The organism is Thermasporomyces composti, assembly GCF_003386795.1.
GTDB classification, from domain to species: Bacteria; Actinomycetota; Actinomycetes; order Propionibacteriales; family Actinopolymorphaceae; genus Thermasporomyces; species Thermasporomyces composti.
In genome coordinates this window covers 536537-551659 of record NZ_QTUC01000001.1, presented here as the reverse complement: position 1 = coordinate 551659, position 15123 = coordinate 536537, and the positions used below count along the sequence as shown (strand labels likewise).

General features: G+C 70.5%; 13 protein-coding genes. 9 read left to right on the top strand and 4 right to left on the bottom strand.

Features of this window, described 5'->3' with window-relative positions:
- Positions 1-121 precede the first annotated feature (121 nt).
- Positions 122-1372: a DegT/DnrJ/EryC1/StrS family aminotransferase gene (locus DFJ64_RS02395; RefSeq protein WP_115848951.1), complete on the top strand. Its 1251-nt coding sequence runs from the start codon at positions 122-124 to the stop codon at positions 1370-1372.
- Positions 1373-1499: 127 nt separating this feature from the next.
- Here DFJ64_RS02395 and DFJ64_RS02390 read toward each other — a convergent pair whose 3' ends face one another.
- Positions 1500-3092, bottom strand: coding sequence for a multicopper oxidase family protein (locus DFJ64_RS02390; protein ID WP_115851765.1), 1593 nt, complete (start codon positions 3090-3092; stop codon positions 1500-1502).
- A 64-nt stretch (positions 3093-3156) separates the two neighbouring features.
- Positions 3157-3651 carry a hypothetical protein gene (locus DFJ64_RS02385; RefSeq protein ID WP_115848950.1) on the bottom strand — a complete coding sequence of 165 codons (495 nt, stop codon included), beginning with the start codon at positions 3649-3651 and terminating at the stop codon, positions 3157-3159.
- Between the two features lie 168 nt (positions 3652-3819).
- Here DFJ64_RS02385 and DFJ64_RS02380 point away from each other — a divergent pair, with 168 nt between their 5' ends.
- Positions 3820-4143, top strand: a complete 324-nt coding sequence (locus DFJ64_RS02380) for a PadR family transcriptional regulator (RefSeq protein WP_115848949.1) — start codon at positions 3820-3822, stop codon at positions 4141-4143.
- A complete protein-coding gene (locus DFJ64_RS02375) occupies positions 4140-4820 on the top strand; it encodes a permease prefix domain 1-containing protein (RefSeq protein ID WP_115848948.1) in 681 nt (226 codons plus the stop codon). The genes DFJ64_RS02380 and DFJ64_RS02375 overlap by 4 nt, the downstream gene beginning before the upstream one ends.
- Here DFJ64_RS02375 and DFJ64_RS02370 read toward each other — a convergent pair.
- Both DFJ64_RS02370 and DFJ64_RS02365 read right to left on the bottom strand, forming a co-directional pair.
- Positions 4811-5869, bottom strand: a complete 1059-nt coding sequence (locus DFJ64_RS02370) for a serine hydrolase domain-containing protein (protein ID WP_245940916.1) — start codon at positions 5867-5869, stop codon at positions 4811-4813. The two genes, DFJ64_RS02375 and DFJ64_RS02370, sit on opposite strands and share 10 nt — an antisense overlap.
- Positions 5870-6037: 168 nt before the next feature.
- A complete protein-coding gene (locus DFJ64_RS02365; protein WP_115848946.1) occupies positions 6038-7264 on the bottom strand; it encodes a cytochrome P450 family protein in 1227 nt (408 codons plus the stop codon).
- A gap of 339 nt (positions 7265-7603) precedes the next feature.
- Between DFJ64_RS02365 and DFJ64_RS02360 the strand changes: the two genes are divergently transcribed.
- The 6 genes from DFJ64_RS02360 (at position 7604) to DFJ64_RS02335 (ending at position 15068) form a co-directional block, all read left to right on the top strand.
- On the top strand, positions 7604-10177 hold the full coding sequence (locus DFJ64_RS02360; RefSeq protein WP_115848945.1) for an FtsK/SpoIIIE family DNA translocase: 2574 nt from the start codon (positions 7604-7606) through the stop codon (positions 10175-10177).
- Between the two features lie 257 nt (positions 10178-10434).
- A complete protein-coding gene (locus DFJ64_RS02355) occupies positions 10435-11262 on the top strand; it encodes an NAD-dependent epimerase/dehydratase family protein (protein ID WP_211310467.1) in 828 nt (275 codons plus the stop codon).
- A 33-nt stretch (positions 11263-11295) separates the two neighbouring features.
- Entirely contained in the window at positions 11296-12276 is a 981-nt protein-coding gene (locus tag DFJ64_RS02350; protein WP_115848944.1) for a mannonate dehydratase, read from the top strand.
- 73 nt (positions 12277-12349) lie between these two features.
- Positions 12350-13999 carry a 30S ribosomal protein S12 methylthiotransferase RimO gene (rimO, locus tag DFJ64_RS02345; protein WP_115848943.1) on the top strand — a complete coding sequence of 550 codons (1650 nt, stop codon included), beginning with the start codon at positions 12350-12352 and terminating at the stop codon, positions 13997-13999.
- The gene (gene pgsA / locus DFJ64_RS02340) at positions 13996-14562 is read left to right on the top strand and encodes a CDP-diacylglycerol--glycerol-3-phosphate 3-phosphatidyltransferase (protein ID WP_211310466.1); all 567 of its coding nucleotides are present in this window, start codon (positions 13996-13998) and stop codon (positions 14560-14562) included. The genes rimO and pgsA overlap by 4 nt, the downstream gene beginning before the upstream one ends.
- A complete protein-coding gene (locus DFJ64_RS02335) occupies positions 14559-15068 on the top strand; it encodes a CinA family protein (RefSeq protein WP_115848941.1) in 510 nt (169 codons plus the stop codon). The genes pgsA and DFJ64_RS02335 overlap by 4 nt, the downstream gene beginning before the upstream one ends.
- Positions 15069-15123: the final 55 nt, after the last annotated feature.

Here is a 15123-nt window from a genome sequence, read left to right as displayed (position 1 = left end):
GCTGGGCGCCGGCCCATGAGGCGAGCTTCACGCACGCTCGACTTTAGGTCAAGACCGTATAAGGATGGGTGACCAACCAGGGCAGGCCACGACGGCCACGGAGCGAGGTAGGAGGAGGCGCATGAGCTCAGGCGATCTCGCGCTCGACGGAGGCGCGCCAGTGCGGACGACCCCGTTCCCGACCGTCAACAACGCCAGCGGACGGACGCTCGGAGCCGAGGAGCTCGAGGCGTTGCGTCGCGTCATCGCCTCAGGACAACTCAACTCCACGATCGGAGGCGAGACGCGGGCACTCGAGCGGGAGTTCGCCGACTACTACTCCGTGGCGCACGCCGTGGCGTCCACCTCCGGCACCGCTGCCCTTCACCTCGCGGTGGCCGCGGTCAACCCGGAGCCCGGCGACGAGATCATCACGACCCCCATCACCGACGCCGGCACGGTCCTGCCCATCCTCATGCAGAACGCCGTGCCGGTGTTCGCCGACGTCGATCCGGTGACCGGCAACCTCGACGTGGAGTCGGTTCGCGCGCGCATCACCTCGCGCACTCGCGCGATCATGGTGGTCCACCTGTTCGGCTCGCCAGCGCCGGTGGCGAGCTTGCGAGCGCTGGCCGACGAGCACGGGCTCATGCTCATCGAGGACTGCGCCCAGGCGTACCTGACCCGTTGCCCGGACGGCAGGCTCGCCGGCACCGTCGGCCACATCGGTTGCTTCAGCCTCCAGCAGTCCAAGCACATCACCGCAGGGGACGGTGGGCTGTGCATCACCGACGACGCGGCGCTGGCGCGACGAATGCGGCTCTTCGCCGACAAGGGCTGGCCGCGCGACACCGACGAGCGGACGCACCTGTTCCTGTCGGTCAACTACCGCATGACCGAGCTGCAGGCGGCGGTCGCGCGAGCCCAGCTGCCCAAGCTCGCCGGAGTTGTCGCCGACCGTCGGGCTGGCGCCGAGCGGCTGAGCAAGGCGCTCGCTCCACTCGCTGGCATCACCCCGCCACCGGACCACGGCGGCATGTCGTACTGGCAGTACCCGATCATCATCGACCCGGACCAAGCGGGCGGCACGTGCCACGACTACGCGAAGGCGCTCGCCGCTGAGGGGATCCCAGCGAACGGCGGCTACCTCACCCGACCGGTCTACCGGACGCCGGTCCTGGCCGAGCGTCAAACCTACGGCACGTCGGGCTACCCGCTGTGCGTTCCGCCCGCGCGGGAGGTCCCGTCGTACGACGAGGGGATCTGTCCGGTGGCGGAGTCGCTCATCGCGAAGCGGCTGCTGGTCATCGCCTGGAACGAGCGCTACACCGCCGCGGACGTGGACGACATCGCCACGGCGATCACCAAGGTGCACCGCGCCTTCACCGCGTGAGACGGCGACCACCGTGACGCGTAGGTGGGACTGACGCGTAGGTGACAGGGGCCCGGACGCGACCGCACGACCCCGGCGGCGGGCTCGCACCCCTCGAGGACACGGCTCGAGGTCCCGAAGGGCGCGGCTACACCGTCTCGAAGTTCGTCATCATCGCCATGTCCTCGTGCTCGAGGTTGTGGCAGTGCAGCATGTACGGCCCGCGATAGTCGGTGAACCGCACGACCACCTCGACGTGCTCGGCCGGACGGACGTCCACCGTGTCCTTCCAGCCGGCGTCGAACGGGCCCGGTGCGTGGCCACCCCGGTTGATCACCTGGAACGGGTCCAAGTGGACGTGCACCGGGTGGTGCAGGTCGGTGACGAACCGCCAGATCTCGATGTCGCCCAGCTTCGGTCGGGCGTCCATCCGCCGGGGATCGAACGTCTTGTCGTTGATCGTCCAGCCCTTGTGGCTGCCGGTCCTGCCGCGCCGGAACCACCACTCGCGGGTGCGGACGGCCTTGGCCGGGTCGAGGCGCTCGATCGTGGACAGCTTGGCGGGTACCCGGCTGTGGTCACGCACGCGGCGACCGACCCGGAACCGCATGACCCGGGTGGTCGAGTCCTCGCCCAGCAGGTTGACCATGGTCACCTCGGTGCCCGGCTTGTACGCCGAGAAGTCCACGACCACGTCGAAACGCTCGGCGGGCGCGATGTCGAGGTGGTCGTGCTCGCGCGGTGCCTCGAGCAGGCCGCCGTCACCACCGATCTGGACGAACGCAGCTCCCTCCGAGGGACCCGGCCGGAGGGCGAGGCGGTACCGACGCGCGTTGGACGCGTTGAGGATGCGGAAGCGGTAACGGGCGCCCTCGACCTCCAGCACCGGCCACGGCGCTCCGTTGACGAGGATGACGTCGCCGAGCACACCCTCCATGTAGTCGGGGAGCACACCGGGGGTGTCGTAGAGCTTCCGGTCGAGCGCGGGGTAGCGGAAGGCGCCGTCCTCCTCGAAGGCGCGGTCGCAGATCATCAGCGGGATGTCGCGGTCGCCGTCCGGAAGGGGAAGTGCCTCTTCCTCGTCGTCCCGAACCAGGTGCATGCCGGCCAGGCCCCGGTAGACCTGGGGACCGGTGAAGTCCATCCGGTGGTCGTGGTACCACAGCGTCGCCGCGCGCTGGTTCATCGGATAGACGTACTCCCGCTCGCCCTCGGAGACGTCGCCCAGCATGGCGCCGCCTCCGTGGGCCATGTGGCGGGGAGGCCGCCAGCCGCTCGTCGGCAGCACGAGGTCCGTGGCGAAGCCGTCGCTGTCGGCCGGGGTGTGGCCACCGTGGAGGTGCACCACGACCGGCACCGGAAGCTCGTTGCGGTGGCGGACCACCGTGCGCCGGCCGCTGCGGGTCACCAGGGTCGGGCCGGGAAAGATCCCGTCGTAGCCGAAGATCGGCGTCTTCAGCCCTGGAAGGATCTCGACCTCGGCCGGCCGCTGCACGATCTCGTAGTAGTCGGTGGTTCCGTCGCTGCGCACGGGACGCTTGACAGGCGGGATCGGCAACGGCACCCGGAACGGCTTCGGCAGGGGAGCCCGGCTGGTCAGCAGCTCGGCGGTCTGGCCGATCAGCCCGCCGAGCCCGCAGCTGGCGAGGGCGGTCGCGGCGCCGGCCGCGCCGAGGAGGCCGAGGAACCCGCGTCGGGTGAGGGCGGGCCGCGCGGAGGCGTGGCGGAACGGCGAAGTCATCACGAACACTTCCTGCGATGTGAGCTGACAGTCCGGCGATGGTCGAGGCCCGGGGCGGGGAACGCTACGGGCGAGGACGCGCCTGGGCGCGCGCCTTGGAGGGCCGTGCGCGCAAACCCCAGCTCCTCGGTCTCCGTGCCTTCGCGCGCCAGACCCACACGGCGAGCGCGAGCTGCAGCACGACGATGCCGACGCCGAGGGGGATGTGGATCAAGAGGTTGCGCTCGTAGCCCATGCCGATCTGCAGACCCTCGGCGAAGAACAGCGCGACGGAGAGGAGAGCCGGCAGACCCGAGCCCTTCCCGGCCCAGCAGTAGATCACCGCGACGACGAACTGGACCATGTCGAAGAAGATGACGAGGTCCGCGTTGATCCCGTGGTAGCTGAGGGCGTCGAACTCGCCGTTGAGGTACGCACCCGCCAGCACCGGTTGAGCGAGGGCGAACAGCGCGTGGAGGGACACGATGACGCGCAGTGTCCACAGGCTGGCGCGCGGTCCCGTGGGGGACTGCGTGGATGAGACGGCGTCCGCGGCGGCGAGGTTAGCGGCGGGTGTCACAACTCCTCCCTCATGACGAACGCCGACGACCCTATGCGTTGGCTGCCTACGCATGCATCCGGAACGCCCCTGGCCCGCCCCGGGCCGGCGGTCAGGGCAACCCTGAGCGCACCCTGACCTCGCGCTCGGGCCGCGTTATGACCGGTTCGACGGGCTACGCTGCGAGTCGTGAAGATCGACCTCGTCCGCGGCCACCTCGACGCCCTGCTCTTGGCCGCACTCGAGGACGGCCCCCTCCACGGGTATGCCATCATCGAGTCGCTCCAGGTCCGCAGCGGCGGGGCCCTGGATGCCCCCACCGGCAGCGTCTACCCGGCCTTGCGCCGACTCGAGCGGGCCGGGTACATCAGCGGCGAGTGGAATGTCGTCGGCGGACGGCGGCGGCGCACCTACGCGCTCACCCCCGCTGGACGGCTCGCCCTGGCCAGGGAGCGGGACGCGTGGGGACACTTCACCAAGGTCATTGGCGAGGCCCTCGGGAGCCACGCGTGAGCGTCATCAGCGCGTACGTGCGCCAGGTGGCGAAGGATCTACCCGGACCCCGCGGCCTCCGTCGTGACGTCCTCGCCGAGCTGGCCGACGGGTTGCACGACGCCGCACACGCGTACCGAAGGGCGGGCCTGTCCGCTCACGACGCCGAGCGCCGGGCGGTCGCCGACGCCGGCCCACCTGCTGACGTGGCGGCGGCGTATCGTCCTGAGCTCCTCGCGGCCCAGGCGGGGCGGACCGCGACGCTCTTCGCGCTCTCGATGCCGGCGCTGACGCTGGCCTGGATGCTCTCCTGGCGCCTGTGGCCACCGGCCGGCGCGGCGATGTCGCCATCCGAGCCGTCGAGCCGGCTGGTCAGCCTGCTGTCGACGCTGACCGACGGGTTCGGCATCCTCGGTGCGCTGGGCGGTGTCGCGGGACTCGCCTCGGTGACCTGGACCGCACGGCGACGCCGGCCGGTCCGTCCCGTCGTCGTCGCCCTCGTCGCCGTGTGCGGTGTCGCCGTGGCGTCCGTCGTGGCGAGCTCGGTGGCGATGAACCTGCTCACCCCGGCCCGGGCGCTCGACATGATGGCGGCATCGACCCCGGTCAGCCTGGTCGGCCTGGCCACGCTGATCGTCGTGGCCTGGCAGGTGGCGTCGCTGTACCGAACCGCTCGGCTGGTCTTCCGTCAGGGCTGACGTCGGGTCCGCAGGACGGCGAGGTTGTGGAACCTCGCCCGAACCGTCGCGATCTGCGGCGAGTCCCGGGTCGGGTGGACGCGGTTGGTGAGCAGTACCGCGTAGAAGTCCAGCTCCGGGTCCACCCACACGCTCGTCCCCGTGAAGCCGGTGTGCCCGTAGGCGCGGGCGCTGAGCAGGTCGCCCGGAGCCGCCGCGAGCCGGTCGACTCCTTGCCAGGCCAACGACCGTCGCTCGTTGAGGTGATCGGTGGCCGGGCTGGTCATGACGTGGAGCGTGTGGGCGTCCAGGAGACGACCAGCCTCCGTCCGGCCACCACGCAGCAGAGCGAGCGCGAGCCGCTCCATGTCGCCGAGGGAGGAGAACAGCCCGGCGTGCCCGGCCACACCGCCGAAGACGTGGGCGTTCTCGTCGTGCACGGTGCCCTGCACGACCCGCCCCCGCCACGGACACCGTTCGGTGGCGGCGGTCCGCGCCCACCGGTCGCGCGGAGGGTTGAACCCGGTGTCCGGCATCCCCACCGGTTCGGTGACCGTCTGGCGGACGAGCTCGTCAAGCGGTTGGTCGGCCGCGGCCTCGGCGACCAGTCCGAGGATCATGAAACCGGGGGAGGAGTAGGCGACCCGCGTGCCCGGCGGACTCTGCAGGCGCAGCTCGCGGAGCGCACGGAGCATGCCCGACCGGTTCGAGTGCGTTCGCCACAGCGGCTGGTGCCCGGGCACTCCGCCGGTGTGGGTCAGCAGGTGCCAGACCGTCACACCGCCTACCTCGGTCCCGGCATAGTCCGGCAGGTGCATCTCGACCGAGTCGCTGAGGGCGATCCGTCCTCGCTCGAGCAGCGCCATGACGGCGAGCCCGACAATCGGCTTGGTGAGCGACGCGAGGTCCCAGAGGGTGTCGTCGGCGACGGGCGGACCATCCCAGGACAGGGTGCCCACGACACCCCGACTCACCGGTCCGTCCGCGGTGCCGACCGACCAGGCGGCGCCGGAGAACGCGCGCGCCGCGCGGGCGGCGCGGAGGTGTGACACGAGTGGGTCCGCGGTCACGAGGCTCCTTCGACTCGTTGGTGGAGAGGGGGTCGTCACCCACTCCCCGATCATCCTCTGTGTCGATCATCATCCGCGCCGGCGCGCGCCACACCGTGGTCCTGCCCACCCGTGGCCGGCGTGCCACGGGGCGGGTTGCTCGCGAGGCAGGTTGCCCGCGGGGCGCGATCAGGCCAGGTGGACGGGCAGGCGAACCAACCCGCGGATCAGCGTGCTGTTCCGCCAGCGCAGCTCCGCAGGCGCGGCGGCGAGCCGGAGGCCGGGGAAGCGGTCGAAAAGCTGACGGAAGGCGACCTCCCCCTCCAGACGTGCCAAGGGCGCGCCGAGGCAGTAGTGGATGCCGTGGCCGAACGCGAGGTGACCCGTCGCCTCGCGGCCGATGTCCAGCCGCTCCGGGTCCGCGAACCGTCGGTCGTCGTGGTTCGCGGACGCGAGGGAGACCAGGACGAACTCCCCGGCCGGGATCTCCACATCGCCGAGTCGGACCGGCTCGGTCGTGTACCTCATCGTCGCCAGGTTGACCGGTCCGTTGTAGCGCAGCAGCTCCTCGACGGCCCCCGGAACGAGCGACGGGTCCTGACGGAGTCGGGCCAGCTGGTCGGGGTGGCGGAGCAGAGCGAGAGTGCCGTTGCCGATGAGGTTGACCGTCGTCTCGTGCCCGGCGACCAGGAGCACGAACACCATGGACACGAGCTCCTGCTCGTTGAGCCGGTCCTCGTGGTCACGCGCCTGGATGAGCCCGGTGAGCAGGTCGTCCGCGGGCTTGGCGCGTTTCACCGCGAGCAGGTCGACGAGGTAGTCCGCCATCGCAGTCGACGCCGCGCGCACCTCCTGGTCCGGAGCGTCCGACAGAACGGTTGTCGACCAGGCGCGGAACTCCTGTCGGTCGCCGTCGGGGACGCCGAGCAGCTCGCAGATGACGGTCATCGGTAGCGGAAAGGCGAAGTGGTCGATCAGGTCCACCGGGTCGTCGTCCAGGTCCGCCATCGCGTCGAGCAGCTCCGTGGTGATGGCCTCGATCCGCGGTCGCAGCGCCGCGACCCGACGGGCGGTGAACGCCTTGCCCACGAGCTTCCGGAGCCGGGTGTGGTCGGGAGGGTCCGAGTTGAGCATGTGGGCCTGCAAAGCCAGGGCCAAGGAGTCATCCTCAGGAGGCGCCGCGTCCGGCATGTACCGCTGGAGGACCCGACTGTCCTTGCGCAGACGTGGGTCGGTGAGGGCAGCGCGAGCCTCCGCGTACCTGGTGACGACCCACACGCCCCACCCACTCGGGAGGAGCACCTTGCGGGCCGGTCCCTCGTCGCGCAGCCACTCGTAGACCGCGTAGGGGTCTTGCACGAAGCTGTCGTCCAACGCCAGCGGTTCGGTCGTCCCAACGATGTCGGTCTGGGCCATGCCGGTGCGTCCTCCCTCGTGGTCCGGCTGAGGTCGGTCAGAAGCTCCAGAGGCTCTGAGCGTCCGCTGATGTCATGGCAACGATCAAGGGGTGGCGATCTGCTCCCGCAGTGGCTCGTGCTCCGGACAGTGACTCCTGGCCGACAGGACTCCTGCTCCCAACGGTGACCTGACGTGAGCTGACGAGCCGTGAGCTGGCCGTGAGCTGACGTACGTCGAGCCCCTCGGTGACGCTCGCGACCACGCCGGATCCGCCGGGTGACGTCCGATCCCGGGCCCTCGGCCGCGACGGCGTGTGAGACGTGAGCCCGCAGCGGCGATCCCGTACGCTCACTAGTCATGTCGCCCCGTACGTCGTCGTCCGTAGGCCGGGGGCAGGCACGCACCACCAGTTCCGCCCGCACCAGGGCGACCGCGACCAAGACCCGTGGCGCCACCCGCCGCCCTCAGGCTCGCCGCCCGCCACCTCGGCCCTTGGGCAGTGGCGTGGTCAGTCGGGCGGGTGTCGCGCTGGCCCGCCTCGTCGTCGGCGTGTGGCTCGGTCTCGCCCATCTCGTCGGCGGCATCGTGCGCCGGCTCGGCTCCGGCACCGAGGAGGTCGACCCCGAGGTCCGTCGGGACGGCGTCGGTCTGCTGGTCCTCGGAGTCGCGGTGATCGTCGCGGCGTCGGTCTGGTGGCAGATGCCCAACCGGGTCGGCGAGGTCGTACGGAGCATCGTGTCCGGCAGTGTCGGCACGTTGAGCTGGGCGATGCCGTTGCTGCTCCTCGTGGTCGCCTGGCGGACCCTTCGTCATCCGGACCGCGACGGACCCGGCGGACGTCAGCTCATCGGCTGGCTGTCGGTGTTGGGCGGATCGCTGGGGCTCATCCACATCCGGCACGGCATCCCGCGCCCGACGAACGGGGTCGAGAGCCTGGAGCCGGCTGGGGGAGCGATCGGGTACGTCATGGCCTCGCTTCCGGCCGATCTGCTCACGCCGTACGTCGCGGCGCCCCTGCTGGTGCTGTTGACGCTCTTCGGCGTGCTCGTCCTGGGCGGCACTCCCTTGCACGCGCTGTCGAGCCGGGTGCACGACTTCTACACGAGGATCCGCCACCCTGGCTCGGCCGGTTCCTCGGCGAACGGCGACACGTTGGTCGACGAGGACGCCAAGCGGACTCAGCCGCTGCGTCGGTCCCGGCCACGCCGACGGATCGGCGCCATGACGCAAGGCGGGTCCGACGACGCGGTCGGCGGCGACCTGCCGTACGACAGCCCGGTGCTGGCCGGCAAGGAGGCGCAACGCGCCCGGTCGACCGGCGCCGACGCGTCCGGCACCGAGGCGCGCGCGACGGTCGACGCCGCACCAGATCCGGCGGACGCCGACAAGGGGGCCAAGGCACCGGAACCTCCGCCGCACTCACCTCTCCCGCAACGGGTCGAGCAGCTGGCGCTGTCGGGTGACGTGACGTACGTTCTCCCACCGAGCGACCTGCTGGCTCCTGGGTCGCCGCACAAGCCTCGGACGAAGGCCTCCGACAAGATCGTCGAGCGGCTCACCGAGGTGCTGGAGCAGTTCGAGATCGACGCGCAGGTGACGGGCTACACCCGCGGTCCCACCGTGACCCGCTACGAGGTCGAGCTCGGTCCCGCGGTCAAGGTCGAGAAGGTCACCGCCTTGAGCAAGAACATCGCCTACGCGGTGGCCAGCAACGAGGTCCGCATCCTGTCGCCCATCCCCGGCAAGTCGGCGATCGGCGTCGAGATCCCGAACCCCGACAAGGAGATCGTCAGTCTCGGAGACGTCCTGCGCTCGTCAGTCGCCCGTCGGGACTCGCACCCGATGGTGGTCGGCCTCGGGAAGGACGTCGAGGGCGGTTTCGTCGTCGCCAACCTCGCCAAGATGCCGCACCTGCTGGTGGCCGGCGCCACGGGCTCCGGTAAGTCGAGCTTCATCAACTCGATGATCTGCTCGATCCTCATGCGCTCCACGCCGGACGAGGTGCGCATGATCCTGGTCGACCCGAAGCGGGTCGAGCTGTCGGCCTACGACGGCATCCCCCACCTCATCACGCCCATCATCACCAGCCCGAAGAAGGCCGCCGAGGCGCTGCAGTGGGTGGTGTCCGAGATGGACCGCCGGTACGACGACCTCGCGGCCTTCGGCTTCCGGCACATCGACGACTTCAACAAGGCCGTCCGTACCGGCAAGATCACTCCGCCGCCGGGCAGTGAACGAGTCCTCGCGCCCTATCCCTACCTGCTCGTCATCGTCGACGAGCTGGCCGACCTCATGATGGTCGCGCCGCGCGACGTCGAGGACTCCGTCGTCCGGATCACTCAGCTGGCCCGGGCCGCCGGCATCCACCTGGTCCTCGCCACCCAGCGCCCGTCGGTCGACGTGGTGACCGGGTTGATCAAGGCCAACGTGCCGTCCCGGTTGGCGTTCGCCACGTCGAGCATGGCCGACAGCCGCGTCATCCTCGACCAGCCAGGCGCGGAGAAGCTCGTCGGGCAAGGTGATGGGCTCTTCCTTCCGATGGGCGCGAGCAAACCCATCCGCATCCAGGGCGCGTGGGTCAGCGAGGCCGAGATCCGCAAGATCGTCCAGCACTGCAAGAGCCAGCTCCAGCCCAACTACCGCGAGGACGTCACCGCGTCGGCGGCGACGAAGAAGGAGATCGACGACGACATCGGTGACGACCTGGACCTCGTGCTGCAGGCCGCCGAGCTCGTCGTCTCCACCCAGTTCGGCTCGACATCGATGCTGCAGCGCAAGCTGCGGGTGGGGTTCGCCAAGGCCGGCCGGCTCATGGACATCCTGGAGAGCCGGGGCGTCGTCGGACCGAGCGAGGGATCGAAGGCGCGAGACGTCCTGGTCAAGCCGGAGGAGCTGGACGACCTCCTCGCCCGGCTCCGTGGCGAAGGCTGAGCCGCCGTCTCGCCGTCGAGGGGCGACCAACCTCGGCCGTCGGCGCGACCGCTCGTGCGGGATCAGGGATGATGCGTGCGGGCTCGCGGTCCACGGCCGTGTTCCGACGCCCTGAGGGAACCGAGCGCGAAGCGATCCCGGTCGTCGACCGCGAGGACAGGGCGACACCACGGCAACGCCGCGACACCGACAGCGACACCGACACCGACAGCGACACCGACAGGGACACCGAGGCGAAGACACAGAGGGGTGGGCGGGTGCGTATCGCCGTCACTGGTGCCAGTGGACGACTCGGCCGGGCCGTGGTCGCGGCCGCAGCGGCGGAAGGACACGAGGTCGTCGCGCTCGACAAGGTGGCCGAACCGGCCGCTCGGACCTCGGCCTCGCTCCCGGTCACCGCTGTGGACGTCACCGACTACGACGCTCTGCGCGCTCGGTTGGCCGGCTGTGAGGGTCTGATCCACCTCGCGGCCAGGCCGTCCCCGTGGGACGCACCACCGCACGTCGTGCACGCCAACAACGTGGTCGGCACCTACAACGCGCTCATGGCGGCCGCGGAGGTGGGCATCCGTCGCGTGGTCTGCGCGTCGAGCATCAACGCGATCGGCGGCATCTACAGCCGGCGGCCACGGTACGACTACCTCCCCGTCGACGAAGCACACCCCACCTACGCCGAGGACGCCTACAGCCTGTCGAAATGGCTGGGCGAACAGCAGGCCGACGCCGTGGCCAGGCTCTACCCCGACATGCGCATCGCCAGTCTGCGGTTCCACGGCATTCGGCCCGGCCCGCCGCCCCGCGAGGTGGCTCCGCCGGACCAGCTCGCCGCGGAGGCCAAGCACCTGTGGGGCTGGGTCGACCTCGACGCCAGCGTGCGGGCCTGCCTGCTCGGACTGCGCGCCGACTTCACCGGGCACGAGGTCTTCTTCATCGTCGCGCCCACGACGACGAGCGCCATCGAGTCGGCTGAGCTCCATCGCCGGTTCTATCCCGACGTTCCACTTCGACGTCCGCTGGAGCGCCACGAGGGGTTCTACGACTGCCAGAAGGCGACGAGAGTGCTCGGGTGGACGCACGACGCCTGAGGCCGACGCGCGCCACGCGTAGGGAGGGACGCCATGAAGCTCGCGGAGTTCGTTCCACCGGGACCTGAGGCGGACGCCCTGCGCAGACTCGTCGTGCAAGCCGGTGTGCAGTGGGCGGTCGGTGGACTGCCTGTCACGAGCGGTGTCGACCGCCGCGGCAGTGACGCCCCGTGGGACTACCTACCGCTGCTGTCGATGAAGCAGCGCTACGAGAACGCGGGCTTGCGACTGGCGGTCATCGAGGCCCGTCCGCCCCTGCAGAAGACCAAGCGCGGACTGCCGGGACGCGACGAGGAGATCGACGCCGTCTGCACGCTCATCGAGAACATGGGGCGGCTCGGCATCCCCGTGTGGTGCTACGAGTGGATGGCGGACTTCAACTGGCTGCGGACTGACACCGCCGTTCCCTCGCGCGGTGGATCGCTGGTGAGCGGCTACGACCACGCGCTCATGGAGCAGGCGCCGCCGAGCGAAGCCGGACCGATCAGTGAGGAGGAGCTCTGGGCCAACCTGGAGTACTTCCTGCGCCGCGTGGTGCCCGTGGCGGAGAAGGCGAACGTCAAGCTCGCCATGCACCCCGACGACCCGCCGATCTCGCCGGTTCGAGGGGTCGGCCGGATCATGCGCAGCGTCGAGAACTTTCAGCGGCTGCTCGACCTCGTGCCCAGCCCGGTCAACGGCATCACCTTCTGTCAGGGCAACTTCCGGCTGATGACCGACGATCTGCCCGCGGTGATCCGCCACTTCGGTCGGCAAGGCAAGATCTTCTTCGTCCATTTCCGAGACGTGCGTGGCACGGCCGAGAAGTTCGTGGAGACGTGGCACGACGACGGGCCCACCGACATGTGGGAGTGTCTGCGCACCTACCACGAGGTGGGTTTCGACGGGCCGATTCGGCCCGATCACGTGCCCACCGTGGAGGGTGACAGCAACGATCAGCCCGGCTACTCGATGTACGGGCGACTCTTCGCACTTGGGTACATACGCGGCATGCAGGAGGCGCTCCGCTCGTAGGAATCAACCAATCCCACGATGTTCGGCGGCCGGGCTGCGTCAACGGCGCGCTCGTACGCGAAGATGGACGCCGATGACGCAGCACGATGGCTCGACGCGCGCGACGCGTCCCACAGCGGTGGCGTTGGTGACGCTTGGTTGCGCCCGCAACGAGGTGGACTCCGAAGAGCTGGCCGGGCGACTGGCCGAGAACGGCTTCACGCTCGTGGATGACGCGAGCGAGGCGGACGCGGTCCTGGTCAACACCTGCGGCTTCGTGGCGAGCGCCAAGAAGGACTCCGTGGACCAATTGTTGGCGGCGGCGGACCTGAAGGAGGACGGCCGCGTACGCGCGGTCGTCGCGGTCGGCTGTCTCGCCGAGCGCTACGGCAAGGAGCTCGCTGAGGCGCTCCCCGAGGCGGACGCGGTTCTCAGCTTCGACGACTATCCAGACATCGCGGCGCGGCTCCAGGCGATCCTCGCTGGCACACCGCACGAGGCGCACACTCCACGCGACCGGCGGACCCTGCTCCCCATCACGCCGGTCGAGCGGAGGAACGCACGCGCGGTGATTCCCGGACACGGAGCCGTCTCGCCTGAGCCGCCCGAGCTCGCGCCACCCGACCTGCCGGTGGGGATCAGTCCGGCGAGCGGGCCACGGGTGTACCGCCGGCGGTTGGGCAAGGGTCCGGTCGCGCCGCTCAAGCTCGCCTCCGGATGTGACCGGCGGTGCACGTTCTGCGCCATCCCGCGGTTCCGGGGTGCCTTCGTGTCCCGGCCGCCCGAGGAGATCCTGGCCGAGGCGCGGTGGCTCGTCGAGCACGGCGCGCGGGAGCTGTTCCTGGTCAGCGAGAACTCCACCTCCTACGGCAAGGACCTGGGCGACCTCCGGCTGCTGGAGCGACGGCTCCTGCCGGAGTTGGCCGCCATCGAGGGCGTGGCTCGGATCCGGCTCTCGTACCTGCAGCCCGCGGAGCTGCGGCCGAGCCTCGTCGACGCTCTGACGGGAACACCGGGCGTGGCGCCGTACTTCGACCTGTCGTTCCAGCACGCCAGCCCTACCGTGCTACGCCGGATGCGACGCTTCGGCGACCGGGAGCGTTTCCTCGACCTGATCGAGGCCATCCGCGCCAAGGACCCCACCGCCGGCATCCGGAGCAACGTGATCGTGGGCTTTCCGGGCGAGACCGAGGACGATGTCGAGGAGCTTTGCCAGTTCCTGGAGGCTGCCCGGCTCGACGTCGTGGGCGTCTTCGGCTACTCCGACGAGGACGGGACCGAGGCCGCGACGTTCGACGGCAAGCTCGACGAGGACGAGATCGAAGCCCGGGTTCAGCACGTGACGGCGCTGGTCGACGAGCTCACGGCGCAGCGGGCCGAGGACCGGATCGGGGAGGTGGTCGACGTCATCGTCGAGAGCGTTGGCCCTGGGGAGGCGGGACCCGGCGAGACAGACGTCGACGGAGCCCCGCACGGCGGTCTCGACGACGGTGGCACCTCCGAGGCGTGCGGTGCGAGGTCGGTGGTGATCGAGGGGCGTGCGGCCCACCAAGGACCTGAGGTCGACGGCACCACGCGGGTGCTCGGGGTGACGTCCGCGCGGGTGGGCGACGTGGTGCGCGCGCGTGTCGTCGCCACCGAAGGCGTCGACCTCATCGCGGCCGCAGTCGACCGCGACGGGACGAGCCCCGAACGGGCCGGCGGAGAAGCAGTCGGCCACCAGTGGGTCGAGGTGGGCGGGTGACGCAGGTATCGGAGCGCCGTCCTGGGCCGTGGAACGTCGCCAACGCGCTGACGGCGCTACGCCTGGTGCTCGTGCCACCGTTCGTCTGGCTGATGGTAGACGGCGGCTCGAGCCAACGGCTGCTCGCCTTCGGCGCGTTCCTCCTCGCGGCGTTGACGGACAAGGTCGACGGCGAGCTGGCCCGCCGACGCGCGCTGATCACGGATTTCGGGAAGATCGCGGACCCGGTCGCGGACAAGGTCCTCGTCGGGGCGGCGCTGATCTGCCTGTCCTCGCTGAACGAGCTGCCCTGGTGGGTCACGGCGGTCGTCCTGGTCCGCGAGCTCGGCGTCACCGCCGTGCGGTTCGTGGTGATCCGGCACGGCGTGATCGCCGCGAGTCCCGGTGGAAAGGCGAAGACGCTGCTCCAGACGGTGGCGATCGCCCTCTACCTGCTACCCCTGGAGGGGGCGGCCCGACTCGTGGCGGAGGTGACCATGGGCGCGGCGGTGGTGCTCACCGTCGCGACGGGAATCGACTATGTCGTTCGGGCGGTTCGGCTGCGACAGGCGAGCACACGATGACGGGAGCGACCACGTCCGCGGACGAGAGCGCTGAGCTCGCCGCGTGGTGCCACGAGCGGCTTCTCGCGGCTGGACGGACGGTGGCGACCGCCGAGTCCTTGACCGGTGGCCTTCTCGGTGCGGCGCTGACCGCGCGGGCGGGCTCGTCGCGGATCTACCGTGGCGGCGTGGTCGCCTACGCGTCAGACCTCAAGGTCTCGCTGCTCGGGGTCTCGGCCGCCGAGTTGGAGCGGCACGGACCGGTACACCCGCGGACGGCGCAGGCCATGGCGGTCGGCGTGCGTGACCGACTGGGTGCCACGTACGGCCTGGCGACCACCGGTGTCGCCGGGCCGGAGCCGCACGGCGGTCAGCCGGTCGGCACCGTGGACCTGGCCTGTGCGGGACCGGGGGAGACGGTGGTTCGGCGGTACCAGCTGTCGGGAGACCGCCAGGCGGTGCGGCGCGCGGCGGTCGTGGCCGCCCTCGAGCTGCTCCGCGAGGTCCTGATCCGGACGACCGGGTGATCGCTCACCGTGCGGCGCCAGGCCAGCTCGTCGGCCGCCTCTCTCCCCGGCGGAC